1 protein-coding gene is annotated in these 14,634 nt (G+C 76.4%); it reads right to left on the bottom strand.

Translation table 11 applies throughout. The features are described from left to right. A partial coding sequence (locus ACZ5OX_RS38525) for a type I polyketide synthase (RefSeq protein ID WP_465636780.1) occupies nt 1-14,561 on the bottom strand: 14,561 nt, incomplete at its 3' end. Between the last annotated feature and the right edge of the window lie 73 nt (nt 14,562-14,634).

The following is a 14,634-nucleotide window of genomic DNA, read 5'->3' as shown; positions in this document are numbered from 1 at the left end:
GCCATCCCGACACCACCGGCGGCGGCATGCACCAGCACCCGCTCACCCGCCCGCAGACCACCCAGATCCACCAACGCGTAGTACGCCGTCAGGAAGACGATCGGCACGGAGGCCGCCTGCTCGAAGGTCCAGCCGTCGGGGATCCGGGCCAGGACCCGGCCGTCGGTGACCGAGCGGGGGCCGAAGCCGCCCGAGAGCAGGCCCATCACCCGGTCGCCGACCGCGAGCCCGGTGACCTCCGGCCCGACCTCCAGGACGACGCCCGCGCCCTCGATGCCCATCGGCCCGGCGTCGCCCGGGTACATGCCCAGGGCGTTCAGGACGTCGCGGAAGTTGAGGCCCGCCGCGTGGACCGCCACCCGGACCTCCTCGCCGACCAGCGGGCGGTCCGCTTCCGGGGCGGGGAGCAGCGCCAGGTTCTCGAAGGTCCCCTTGCGCGGGGAGTCCAGCCGCCAGGCGGCGGCGGTGGTCGGAACGGGCAGGGTGTCGACGGACGGCCTGGCCACCCGGGGTACGAGTACCGCGCCTTCGCGCAGGGCGAGTTGGGGCTCGCCGGCGGCCAGGGCGGCACCCAGAGCCGCGAGCGACTCCGCCGCACCGTCCACGTCCACCAGCACCAGCCGGCCCGGGTTCTCGCTCTGCGCCGAACGCACCAGACCCCACACCGCCGCCACCGCCAGGTCCGGGCTCTCCCCCGCACCCACGGCCACCGCACCACGCGTCACCACGACCAGCCGCGAAGCGGCGAACCGCTCCTCCGCCAGCCAGCCACGCACCAGCTCCAGCACCCGCGCCACCACCGACCGGGCCACCACCGCGACCCCGCCGTCAACGGCCTCGACCTCATCGCCGCCGTCCACGACCGCGACCACGACCTCGGGCACCACGGCACCCTGGTCCACCACCGCCGCCAGCGCGGCCACATCCGCCACCTGCCGCAGACCACCCAGCACCGGCAGATCGGTCGCGCCGAGCACGGCCCAACCACTCGTCTCCGGCGTGCCGGTGACGGTGACCGGGGTCCAGGCGAGTCGGTGCAGCGCCTCCGGGTGGCCGGTGGCCGAGGCCTCCAGCGCGGCGGCCGAGACCGGGCGCAGGACGAGCGAGCCGATGTCGGCGACCGGGGCTCCGGCGCCGTCGGCCAGCTGGAGGGAGACCGATCCGCCGGAGCGGGTCAGTCGCGCCCGCAGGGCCTGGGCGCCGGCCGCGTGCAGGACGACGTCGCTCCAGGCGAACGGCAGCCTGCCCTGGGGGGCGTCCGCCCCCTCGGTGCCGGCCTCGGCGGCCGCGCCCAGGCCGAGCGCGTGCAGCGCGGAGTCCAGCAGGCCCGGGTGCAGGCCGTAGCGGCCCGCCTCGGCGTGGTGTTCGGCCGGCAGGGCGACCTCGGCGAAGATCTCGTCCCCGCGCAGCCAGACGGCGCGCAGGCCCTGGAACGCCGGGCCGTAGGCGAAGCCGAGGTCGACCGCGCCCTCGTAGAAGCCGCTCGCGTCGACGGCCTCGGCGCCCGCCGGCGGCCAGACCGACAGGTCGAAGGGCTCCCGCTCCGGGGCGGTGCCGAGGGCACCGGCCGCGTGGCGGGTCCACGGCTCACCAGCGGGGGCGTCGTCCCGGCGGGAGTGCAGCTGGAAGGGGCGGCGGCCGGCGTCGTCGGGCTCCCCGACGGTGAGCTGGAGAACGATCCCTCCGCGCTCGGGCAGCACCAGCGGGGCCTCCAGCGTGAGGTCCTCCACCGCGCCGCAGCCGACCTCGTCGCCCGCCCGGACGGCGAGTTCGACGAAGGCCGTGCCCGGCAGCAGGATCCGGCCCTGGACGGCGTGGTCGGCCAGCCAGAGGTGGGTCCGCACCGAGAGGCGGCCGGTGAACAGGTAGCCGTCGGTGTCGGCCAGGGCGACGGCGGCGCCGAGCAGCGGGTGCCCGGCGGCCTCCAGGCCCAGGCCGGCCGGGTCGCCGGTCGGCAGGGCGCGCAGCGTCGGCCAGTAGCGGCGGCGCTGGAAGGCGTAGGTCGGCAGCTCGACCGGGCGGACGCTGCGGCCGACGGCGAGTGCCTGCCAGTCGGGGCCGCTGCCGGTCAGGCAGAGCCGGCCGAGGGCGGCCAGGGCGGTGGGCCGCTCGGGGCGGCCGGCGCGCAGCGCGGGGACGAACACGCCGTCCTCGACGCACTCCTGGGCCATCGCGGACAGCACGCCGTCGGGGCCGAGCTCGACGAAGGTGGTGACGCCGTCGGCCGCCAGAGTGCGCATGCCATCCAGGAAGCGGACGGCCTCGCGGACGTGCCGGACCCAGTACGCGGGCGAGCACAGCTCCTCGACGGTGGCCAGGTCCCCGGTGACGTTGGAGACGACCGGGATGCGCGGGGCACGGTACGTCAGACCCTCCGCCACCCGGCGGAACTCGTCCGACATCCCGTCCATCAGCGGCGAGTGGAACGCGTGCGAGACGTCAAGACGCTTGGTCTTCTCGAACTTCCCTGCGATCGCGAGGACTTCACCCTCGTCGCCGGAAATCACCACGGAGGTCGGGCCGTTGATCGCCGCGATGCTCACCTGGGCGGTCAGCAGCGGCAGGACCTCGGCCTCGGTGGCCTTGACCGCGACCATCGCGCCGCCCTCCGGCAGCGCCTGCATCAGCCGGCCACGGGCCGCCACCAGGGTGACGGCGTCGTCCAGCGACAGCACGCCCGCGACGTGCGCGGCCACCAGCTCACCGATCGAGTGACCGGCCAGGACGTCCGGCCGCACGCCCCAGCTCTCGTACAGCCGGAACAGCGCCACCTCGACGGCGAACAGCGCGAGCTGAGTGAACTCCGTCCGGGCGAGAACGTCAGCGTCCTCGCCGAACACGGCGTCACGCAGCGGCAGTTCGACCCGCGCGCAGACCGCGTCGAAGGCCTCGGCGAACACCGGGTAGGCCTCGTACAGCTCCCGGCCCATGCCCGGGCGCTGGCTGCCCTGTCCCGTGAACAGGAACGCCGTGCGCCCGCCGCGTGCGACGCCCCGGAGCACGTTCGCCGTGGTGGTGTCCTGCGCGAGGGCGTCCAGTCCGGCGAGCAGCTCGTCCCGGTCGGCGCCGAGCACGACGGCCCGGTGCTCGTGCAGGGAGCGCGTGGTGGCGAGTGCGTGGGCGACGGAGTCGGCGGCGGGGGCGTCCGGGCCGGCCAGGTGGTCGCGCAGTCGGGCGGCCTGCTCGCGCAGGGCGTCCGCACTGCGGGCCGACAGCAGCCAGGGCAGCGGAGCCACGCCGGCCGGTGCCGCGTCGGGCTCCTCGGCCGGGGAGGCGGCGGGTGCCTGTTCGAGGATGACGTGGGCGTTGGTGCCGCTCATGCCGAAGGAGGAGACGGCGGAGCGGCGGGGGTGCGCCGTCTCGGGCCAGGGCCGCGACTCCGTCAGCAGCTCGACCGCGCCGGTGGCCCAGTCCACGTGCGACGACGGCTCGTCGACGTGCAGGGTCCGGGGCAGCACGCCCTCGTGCATCGCCAGCACCATCTTGATGACGCCCGCGACACCGGCGGCGGCCTGGGTGTGGCCGAGGTTGGACTTCACCGAGCCGAGCCAGAGCGGCTCGCCGGTGCGCTCCTGGCCGTAGGTGGCCAGCAGCGCCTGGGCCTCGATCGGGTCGCCGAGCCGGGTGCCGGTGCCGTGCGCCTCGACCGCGTCGATCTCGCCGGCCGACAGGCGGGCGGCGGCCAGCGCCTGGCGGATGACCCGCTGCTGCGCGGGGCCGTTCGGGGCGGTGAGGCCGTTGCTGGCGCCGTCCTGGTTGACGGCCGAGCCGCGGACCACCGCGAGCACCGGGTGGCCGAGGCGCTCGGCGTCGGAGAGGCGCTCCAGCAGGAGCATGCCGACGCCCTCGGCCCAGCCGGTGCCGTCGGCGGCCTCCGCGAAGGCCTTGCAGCGGCCGTCGTCGGCGAGGCCGCGCTGGCGGCTGAACTCGATGAAGGCGCCCGGGGTGGCCATCACGGTGGCACCACCGGCCAGGGCGAGGGTGCACTCGCCGCCCCGCAGCGCCTGGGCGGCCAGGTGGAGGGCGACGAGGGAGGAGGAGCAGGCGGTGTCCACCGTCACCGCCGGGCCCTCCAGGCCGAAGGTGTAGGCCAGGCGCCCGGAGACCACGCTGGCCGCGTTGCCGGTGGCGAGGTGGCCCTCCAGGATTTCCTCGGAGGCGAACAGCAGGTTGGTGTAGTCCTGCATGTTGGTGCCGGCGAAGACGCCGGTCCGGCTGCCGCGCACGGTCTCCGGGTCGATGCCGGCCCGCTCGAAGGCCTCCCAGGAGGTCTCCAGCAGCAGGCGCTGCTGCGGGTCCATCGCGAGGGCCTCGCGCGGGCTGATGCCGAAGAACGCGGCGTCGAACTCCCCGGCCTCGTACAGGAATCCGCCCTCGCGGGCGTAGCTGGTGCCGGCGTTGTCCGGGTCCGGGTCGTACAGCGCCTCCAGGTCCCAGCCGCGGTCGGCGGGGAAGCCGCCGATGGCGTCGCCGCCGTCGGCCAGCAGGCGCCACAGCTGCTCGGGGGTGCGCACGCCGCCGGGGAAGCGGCAACTCATCGCGACGATGGCGACCGGCTCGTCCGGGGCGCCGAGGACCGGGGCGGCCTCGGTGGACTCGGCGTCCGGGCCGAGGAGTTCAGCGCCCAGATGGGCGGCGAGGACGGCCGGGGTCGGGTAGTCGAAGACCAGCGTGGCGGACAGCCGCAGGCCCACGGCCGCGTCGATCCGGTTGCGCAGTTCGACGGCGGTCAGCGAGTCGAAGCCCAGCTCCTTGAACGGGCGCCCGGCGAGGACCCCGTCGACGGAGTCGTGGCCGAGCACCGCGGCGGCCTCGGTGCGGACCAGGTCGAGCAGGATCCGCTCCCGCTCGGCGGCCGGGGCGCCGGCCAGCACGGCCCGCAGCCCGCCGGCCGCGCCCTCCTCGGCGGGGGTGGTGTCGGCCTCGGCCGCCACCGCCTCGGGCAGGTCGGCGAGCAGCGCGGAGGGGCGCACGGCGGTGAAGCCGGCGGCGAACCGGGACCAGTCGAGGTCCGCCACGGCGAGGGCGTCCTCGCCCGCGCCCACGGCCTGGGCCAGGGCGGTCACCGCCTGCTCGGGCGCCATCGGGCGCAGCCCGCGCCGGCGCAGGTGCTCGCCGCCGTCGGCGGCCATGCCGCCCTCGGCCCACGGGCCCCAGGCGACGGCGGTGGCGGCGAGGCCGCGGGCGCGGCGGGCCTGGGCGAGCGCGTCCAGGTGGGCGTTGGCGGCGGCGTAGGCGCACTGGCCGCCGCTGCCCCAGACACCCGCCACGGAGGAGAAGAGGACGAAGGCGTCCAGCTCGGTGCCGTCCAGCAGCGCGTCCAGGTGGGCGGCTCCGGCGGTCTTGCCGGCGACGACGGCGGCGAACTCCGCCGGGTCGGTCTCGGCGAGCGGCGCGTTCTGGGCGACCCCGGCCGCGTGCACGACGGCGTTCACCGGGTGTTCGGCGAGCAGGGCGGCCAGGGCGGTGCGGTCGGCGGCGTCGCAGGCGGCGACCGTGACCCGGGCGCCGAGCGCGGTCAGTTCGTCGCGCAGTTCGGCCGCGCCGGGGGCTTCGAGGCCTCGGCGGCTGGTGAGCACGAGGTGCTCGGCGCCGTTGGCGGCCAGCCAGCGGGCGACGTGGGTGCCCAGGGCGCCGGTGCCGCCGGTGACCAGGACGGTGCCGCGCGGGCGCCAGTCGGCGGCCTCGGTGCGCTCGGCCCGGACCAGGCGGCGGCCGAACGTACCGTTGGCGCGCAGCGCGACCTGGTCCTCGGCGGAGCCCGGCGCGAGCAGGGCGGCGAGGCGGGCGGCGGTGCGCTCGTCCAGGGCGGCGGGCAGGTCGACCAGTCCGCCCCAGCGGTCGGGGTGCTCCAGGGCGACCACCCGGCCGAGGCCCCACAGCTGGGCCTGGGCAGGGTGCTCGACCTGCTCGGCGCCCGACACGGCCACGGCGGCCTCGGTGGTCAGCCAGAGCGGGGCGCTCACCTCGGCGTCGCCCAGCGCCTGGACCAGCAGGGCGGTCCGCAGCAGGGCGGCGGACACGCCCGGGTGGGCGGGGTGCTCGGCGTCGTCCAGGGCGAGCAGCGACAGGATCCCGGCGGGGCCGGCGGCGGCCGCGTCGCGCAGCAGCTCGGTGAGCCGGGCCCGGTCGGCCTCGGCGCCGAGCTCCAGGCGCCGGACGTCCGCGCCGGCCGCGGTCAGGGCGCGCTCGACGGCGGCCACCCGCTCGGCCGCGCCGTCCGGGAGGCCGACGGGCGCGACGGTGAGCCAGGTGCCGCCGAGGCGGGCGGTGTCCGGCGCGCCGAGCGGCTTCCACTGGACGCGGTAGCGCCAGCCCTCGACGGTGGTGCGGGCGCGGTGCTGCCGGCGCCAGTTCGACAGTGCGGGCAGCACCTCGCGCAGGGCGCCGTCCTCGGACAGCTCCAGGGTGCCGGCGAGGGCCGCGACGTCCTGCTCCTCGACGGCCGTCCAGAACCGCTCGTCGCCCGGGGTACCGGCGGGCGTCGCCGCTCCGGCGGCGGGCGCCTCCAGCCAGTAGCGGCGGGCCTGGAAGGCGTAGGTCGGCAGGTCGATCACGCGGCCGTCGCGCACGGCGGGCACGGCCGACCAGTCGGGGCCGTCGCCGTGGACGTGGGCGGTGGCGAGCGCCGCCAGCAGGCTGCGCTCCTCCGGGCGGTCGGCGCGCAGCGCGGGGGCGAACGTGCCGCCGTCGACGCAGTCCTGGCCCATGGCGGAGAGCACGCCGTCGGGGCCGAGCTCGACGAAGGTGGTGACGCCCTGGGCCGCCGCGGTGCGCATGCCGTCGAGGAAGCGGACGGCCTCGCGGACGTGCCGGACCCAGTACTCGGGCGAGCACAGCTCCTCGGTGGTGGCGAGGGCGCCGGTGACGTTGGAGACGACCGGGATGACCGGCTCGGTGTAGTTCAGGCCCTCGGCGACGGCCCGGAACTCCGCCAGCATGCCGTCCATCAGCGGCGAGTGGAAGGCGTGCGAGACGTTGAGACGCTTGGTCTTCCCGAACTGCCCGGCGATGGCGAGCACTTCGGACTCGTCGCCGGAAATCACCACGGAGGAAGGCCCGTTGACGGCCGCGATGCTCACCTGGGCGGTCAGCAGCGGCAGGACGTCCGCCTCGGCGGCCTTCACCGCGACCATCGCGCCGCCCTCGGGCAGCGCCTGCATCAGCCGCCCACGGGCGGACACCAGCGCCACCGCGTCGTCCAGCGACAACACACCCGCGACGTGGGCGGCCGCGATCTCGCCGATCGAGTGGCCGACCAGGACGTCCGGACGGACCCCCCAGCCCTCCAGCAGGCGGAACAGCGCCACCTCGACGGCGAACAGCGCCGGCTGGGCGTACTCGGTGCGGTCCAGCAGCTCCGCGTCGTCGCCGAACACCGTGTCGCGCAGGGGCAGTTCGACCCGGTCGCAGATCGCGTCGAAGGCCTCGGCGAACGCCGGGTGGGCCTCGTACAGCTCCCGGCCCATGCCGAGGCGCTGGCTGCCCTGTCCGGTGAACAGGAAGGCGAGCCTGCCGCCCTCGGCGGCGCCGGTCACCAGCCCGGCGGCCGTGCCGCCCTCGGCCAGCGCCGCCAGGGCGCCGCGGAAGGAGGCGAGGTCGTCCGCGACCACGACGGCCCGGTGGTCCAGCGCCGCCCGGGTGGTGCCGAGCGAGTGCGCGAGGTCGGCGAGGTCGACGTCCGGGTGGGTGTCGAGGTGGTCGAGCAGTCGGGCGGCCTGGTCGCGCAGCGCCTGCGCGGTCGCGCCGGACAGCAGCAGCGGGCGGCCGGAGGCCCGGACGGGCCGGACGGTCTCCACCGGCTCGACGGCGGGGGCCTGCTCGATGACGGTGTGGGCGTTGGTGCCGCTGATGCCGAAGGAGGACACGGCCGCGCGGCGCGGTTCGCCGGTCTCCGGCCAGGGGCGGGCCTCGGTCAGCAGCTCGACGGCGCCGGAGGCCCAGTCGATGTGCGGGGACGGCTCGTCCACGTGCAGGGTCCGCGGCAGCACACCCTCCCGCATCGCCATGACCATCTTGATCACGCCGGCCACACCGGCGGCGGCCTGGCTGTGCCCGATGTTGGACTTGATCGAGCCCAGCCACAGCGGGTCCCCGCTGCGCTCCTGGCCGTAGGTGGCCAGCAGCGCCTGGGCCTCGATCGGGTCGCCCAGCGCGGTGCCGGTGCCGTGCGCCTCGACCGCGTCCACCTGGGCAGCGGTCAGTCCGGCGTTGGCCAGGGCCTGGCGGATGACCCGCTGCTGGGACGGGCCGTTGGGGGCGGTCAGACCGTTGCTGGCACCGTCCTGGTTGACGGCGGAGCCGCGGACCACGGCGAGCACGGGGTGCCCGTTGCGGCGGGCGTCCGACAGCTTCTCCAGCAGCAGCATGCCGACGCCCTCGCCCCAGCCGGTGCCGTCGGCCGCGGCGGCGAAGGACTTGCAGCGGCCGTCGGCGGCCAGGCCGCGCTGGCGGATGAACTCGACGAAGACCGTGGGAGTGGACATCACCGTCACACCGCCGGCCAGCGCCAGCTCGCACTCGCCGTTGCGCAGCGCCTGGGCGGCCAGGTGCAGGGCGACCAGCGAGGAGGAGCAGGCGGTGTCGACGGTGACCGCCGGGCCCTCCAGGCCGAAGGTGTAGGCGACGCGGCCGGAGGCCACGCTGCCGGTGTTGCCGTTGCCGAGGTAGCCGTCGAAGTCCTCCAGGCCCTCGGAGACGCCGTACAGGCGGGCGCCGTAGTCGTGGTACATCGCTCCGACGAAGACGCCGGCGCGGGTGCCGCGCACGCGCTCCGGGGCGATGCCGGCCCGCTCGAAGGCCTCCCAGGAGGTCTCCAGCAGCAGCCGCTGCTGCGGGTCCATGGCCATCGCCTCGCGCGGCGAGATGCCGAACAGGCCCGGGTCGAAGTCGGCCGCGTCGTACACGAACGCGCCCTCGCGGCGGAAGCGTCCGCCCGCGTGGTCCGGGTCGGCGGCGTAGACGGCGTCCGCGTCCCAGCCGCGGTCGGCGGGCAGCGCGGCGACGGCGTCCGTGCCCTCGGCGACCAGCTGCCACAGCTGCTCGGGGGTGCGCACGCCACCGGGGTAACGGCAGCTCATCGCGACGATGGCGATCGGCTCGTCGTCGGCCGCGGCGCGGCGGACGGCCGGGGCGGCCGGGGCGGTGGCGGCGGGGGCCAGCCCGGCAAGCAGGTGACGGGCGAGCGCGGCGGGGGTGGGGTGGTCGAAGACCAGGGTGGCGGGCAGCCGCAGGCCGGTGGCCCGGCCCAGCCGGTTGCGCAGCTCGACGGACATCAGGGAGTCGAAGCCGAGCTCCTTGAAGGCCCGGTCGGCGTGCACCGCCTCGGCCGACCGGTGGCCGAGGGCCCCGGCGGCCTGGGTGCACACCAGCTCGGTGAGCAGCCGCTCCTGCTCGGCGGCCGAACGGCCGGCCAGCCGGCGCAGCAGCGGCGAGCCGTCGGCCTCGGCGCCGGCGCCCTGCGCGGCACGCCGGACGGGGGCCGGGACGAGCGTACGGAACAGCGTGGGCAGGCGGTCGGCCTGGGCGCGCAGGACGGCCAGGTCCAGGCGGACCGGCAGCAGCAGGGCGTGCCCGGTGCGCACCGCGACGTCGAACAGGCCCAGCGCCTCGGCGGACGGCAGCGCGTGCAGGCCCGAGCGGCGCATCCGGGTGAGGTCGGCGGCCCCCAGGTGGCCGGTCATGCCACTGGCCTGCTCCCACAGGCCCCAGGCGAGCGAGGTGGCGGGCAGGCCGGCGGCCCGGCGCCGGGCGGCGAGCGCGTCCAGGAAGGCGTTGGCGGCCGCGTAGTTGGCCTGGCCGACGGCACCGAGGACGCCGGCGGCGCCGGAGTAGAGGACGAAGAGCGCCGGCTGCCGGTCGCGGGTCAGCTCGTCCAGGTGGACGGCCGCGTCGACCTTCGCGCGCAGCACCCGCTCCAGGCGCTCCGGGGTCAGCGCGTCCAGCATGCCGTCGTCCAGGACACCGGCCGCGTGGACCACGGCGGTGAGCGGGCGGTCGGCGGGGACGGTGTCCAGCAGGGCGGCGAGTGCCGCGCGGTCGGCGGCGTCGCAGGCGGCGACCGTCACCTCGGCGCCCAGTGCGGCCAGTTCGTCGCGCAGCTCCACCGCACCGGGCGCGGCCTCGCCCCGACGGCCGGCCAGCAGCAGGTGGCGGGCGCCGTACTCGGTCACCAGGTGGCGGGCCAGCAGCGCGCCCAGGGTGCCGGTGCCGCCGGTGATCAGCACCGTGCCGTCGGGGTCCAGGGCGGACGGGCCGGCGGCGGCGTCCTGCTCGGACAGCGCCCGGACCAGCCGGGGGGCCAGCACCTCACCGGCACGCAGGGCGAGTTGGGGCTCGCCGGTGGCGACGGCGGCGGGCAGCGCGGCAGCGGAGCCGGCCTCGTCGTCCAGGTCGACCAGGACGAAGCGGTTCGGGTGCTCGGACTGCGCGGAGCGGAGCAGGCCCCAGACCGTGGCGTGCGCGGGCCGCTCGACGGCGTCCGCGTCGAGCGCGGCCACGGCGCCGCGGGTCACCAGCACCAGGCGGGCGGCGGCCAGGGGTTCGGCGGCCAGCCACTCCTGGGCGAGGGCCAGCGCGGCGGCGGCGGCGCGGTGCGCCTCCTCGACCTGGTCGGCGGAGCCGACGGCGACCGGCGCGACCACGGTCTCCGGGGCCGCCTCCCCGGCGGCGACGGCGGCCAGCAGGGCGGCGAGGTCGGGGTACCGGACGGCGTCGGGCGCCACGGCCGCGTCGGCGCCGAGCACGGCCCAGCGGGCGGCGTCGGCCGGGGCGGCGGGCCCCTGGGCGGTGGCCCCTCGGGCGGTGGTCTCCTGGGCGGTCCAGTCGATGCGGTACAGCGGGGTGCGCGCGCCGCGCGCGGCGGAGTGCAGCCGCTCGACGTCGAGCGGGCGCAGGGTCAGCGCGTCGGCCGTGGCCACCGGGGCGCCGGTCGGGTCGGCCAGCGCCACCGAGACGGCGTTGTGCCCGGCAGGGGCCAGCCGCACCCGCAGGGCGGCGGCACCCGTGGCGTACACCCGCAGCCCGGTCCAGGCGAAGGGCAGCAGCCCGCCCTCCGCCCCGGGCAGCAGCCCGCCGAGGCCGGCCGCGTGCAGCGCGGCGTCGAGCAGAGCGGGATGCAGCCGGAAGCGGCCGGCCCGGTCCTGCTCCTCCTGCACCGGCTCGACCTCGGCGAAGACCTCGTCCCCGCGCTGCCAGGCGGCCCGCAGGCCGCGGAACGCCGGGCCGTAGGCGAAGCCGCCGGCCGCGAAGCGCTCGTAGAGGTCCGCGACGGGCAGCTCGACGGCGCCCTGCGGGGGCCAGACGGCGAGGTCGAACTCCGGCTCGACGGCGCCGCCCCGGGACAGGGTGCCGGTGGCGTGGCGGGTCCACGGCTCGTCCGTGCCCTGCGCGTCGTCGGGGCGGGAGTAGACCTCCACCTCGCGGCGGCCGTCGGCGTCGGGCGAACCGACCACCACCTGCACCGCCACGCCACCCTGGGAGGGCAGCACCAGAGGCGCCTCCAGGGTCAGCTCCTCCAGCACGTCACAACCGGCCTGGTCACCCGCGCGGACGGCCAGCTCGACGAACGCCGTACCCGGCAGGATCACCGTGCCGGCCACCGCGTGGTCCGCCAGCCACGGCTGGGTCTGCACCGACAGGCGGCCCGTGAAGACGTGCCCGTCGCGGTCGGCCAGCGCCACCGCAGCACCCAGCAGCGGGTGGTCGGCCGCGCCGAGCCCGGCGGACAGCACGTCACCGATACCGCGCGTGCCCGGCTTCGGCCAGTACTTCTCACGCTGGAAGGCGTAGGTCGGCAGGTCGACGCGGCGGGCCGTCGGGAACTGGGCGGCCCAGTCGACGGTGGCGCCGTTGGACCAGGCCTCGGCGAGGGCGGTCAGGAAACGCTCCCGGCCGCCCTGGTCACGGCGCAGGGTGCCCTGGACGCTCGCCTCGGCGCCGGCGGCGTCGACGGCCTCCTGGATGCCGACGGTCAGCACCGGGTGGGCGCTCACCTCGACGAACTGCGAGTGGCCGGACGCCAGAAGGGCGTCGATGGTGCTCGCGAACTCCACCGTCTGGCGCAGGTTGCGGTACCAGTAACCGCCGTCCAGCGCGGCCGAGTCGATCAGTCCACCGGTGACCGTCGAGTGGAACGGCACCTCCGGCACGCGCGGGGCGACCGGGGCCAGCAGCTCGGCCAGGCGGGCTTCGATGCGCTCGACGTGCGCCGAGTGCGAGGCGTAGTCCACCGCGATCCGACGCGCCCGGATCTCCTGCGCGGCGCAGTGCTCCATCAGCTCGTCCAGGGCACCGGCATCGCCCGAAACGACCACCGAGCTGGGGCCGTTGACGGCCGCGATCGAGATTCCATCCCGGCCGGACAGCAGCTCGCGGACACTCTCCACGGGCAGTGGGACGGACACCATGCCACCCAGACCGGACAGTTCGGTGATCGCCTGGCTGCGCAGCGCCACCACCAGCGCCGCGTCCTCCAGCGACAGAGCGCCCGACACCGCAGCGGCGGCGATCTCGCCCTGCGAGTGCCCCACCACCGCCGACGGCTCCACGCCGTTCGCACGCCAGAGGGCAGCCAGCGAGACCATCACGGCGAACAGCACCGGCTGGACCACGTCCACCCGCTCCATCCACCCGCCGTCCTCACCCGAGACGACCTCCAGCAGCTCCCAGTCCACATGCGGAGCAAGCGCCTTGGCGCACTCCTCCATCCGGGATCGGAACACCGGCGAGTCCGTGAGCAGCTCCCGGGCCATGCCCAGCCACTGCGAACCCTGCCCGGGGAAGACCATGACGAGCTTGCCGCCGGCCCCGGAGCCGCGGACCACCGACGAGGTGCCCTCGTCCTGCCCCGAGGCCAACACACCCAGTCCGGCGAGCAGTTCGTCCCGCTCGCCCGCCAGGACCACGGCCCGCTCGTCGAACCGGGCGCGGCCGTGGGCGAGTTCGGCGCCGACGCCGGCGAGGGAGAGCTCCGCTCCGGCCTCCTGCACGAAGGCGGCCAGCTTGCCGGCCTGGGCGCGCAGCGCGGTCTCCCCGCGCGCGGACAGCACCCAGGGCAGCGGGCCACCGACAGTGGCGGCCCAGACGGCCGGACCCGCCTGGTCGGTCGAACCTGCCGAACCGGCCGACTCGGACGGCGCCTCGGCGGCGGCGTCCTCCGCGGCCGGGGCCTCCTCCAGGACGACGTGCGCGTTGGTGCCGCTCATGCCGAAGGCCGAGACGCCCGCCCGGCGCGGCTCGTCCGCCGCGGGCCAGTCGCGCGCCTCGGTCAGCAGTTCCACGGCGCCGCCGGACCAGTCGACGTGCGAGGTCGGGCGGTCGACGTGGAGGGTCTGCGGCAGCACGCCGTTGCGCAGCGCCATGACCATCTTGATCACGCCGCCGACGCCGGCCGCGGCCTGCGAGTGGCCGAGGTTGGACTTGAGCGAGCCCAGCCACAGCGGACGGCCGGCGGGCCGGTCCTGGCCGTAGGTGTCGAGCAGGGCCTGGGCCTCGATCGGGTCGCCGAGCACCGTGCCGGTGCCGTGCGCCTCGACGGCGTCGACCTGGCCCGCCGAGAGCCGGGCGTTGGCCAGGGCGCGCAGGATGACGCGCTGCTGGGCGGGGCCGTTGGGGGCGGTGAGGCCGTTGCTGGCGCCGTCCTGGTTGATCGCGCTGCCGCGCACCACCGCGAGCACCTGGTGGCCGTTGCGCTGCGCGTCGGAGAGGCGCTCCAGCAGGAGCATGCCGACGCCCTCGGCCCAGCCGGTGCCGTCGGCGGCCTCCGCGAAGGGCTTGCAGCGGCCGTTGACGGCCAGGCCGCGCTGGCGACTGAACTCGATGAAGGAGGAGGGGGTGGACATGATCGTCGCACCGCCGGCCAGGGCCAGCGTGGAGTCGCCGTTGCGCAGCGACTGCACGGCGAGGTGGAGGGCGACCAGCGAGGAGGAGCAGGCGGTGTCGACGGTGACGGCCGGGCCCTCAAGACCGAAGGTGTAGGCGAGTCGGCCGGAGAGCACGCTGGCCGCGTTGCCGGTGGCGAGGTGGCCCTCGGCGCCCTCGGCCTCGCCGGCGACGACCAGGCCCAGGTAGTCCTGGCCGGCGGTGCCGACGAAGACCCCGGTCTTTCCGCCCTTGAGCGCGGCCGGGTCGAGGCCGGCCCGCTCGAAGGCCTCCCAGGAGGTCTCCAGCAGCAGCCGCTGCTGCGGGTCCATCGCGAGGGCCTCGCGCGGCGAGATCCCGAAGAAGCCCGCGTCGAACTCCCCCACCGCGCGCAGGAAGCCGCCCTCGCGCGCGTAGCTGGTGCCGGCGTGCTCCGGGTCCGGGTCGTACAGCCCGTCGAGGTCCCAGCCGCGGTCCTCGGGGAAGCCGCCGATGGCGTCCCGCCCGTCCGCGACCAGGTCCCACAGTCGTTCGGGGGTGTCGATGCCGCCGGGGTAGCGGCAGGCCATGCCCACGATGGCGATCGGTTCGCGGCTCTCCGCCTGGAGGTCCCTCAGCTGCTGCTTGGTCTGCTGGAGGTCCGCGGTCACCCACTTGAGGTAGTCGCGAAGCGTCTCTTCATTCGCCATGCGGAGGGCCACCTCATCGGGGTGAGCGGGTCCTCCGGGCACGCACGCGCACACGACTGGACCACAACAGTGAAGGGTTTCGCCC

It is taken from the genome of Kitasatospora sp. NPDC032121, assembly GCF_055580145.1.
The sequence above is the reverse complement of the archived record's forward strand: the minus strand, read 5'-3'. Positions and strand labels throughout refer to the sequence as shown.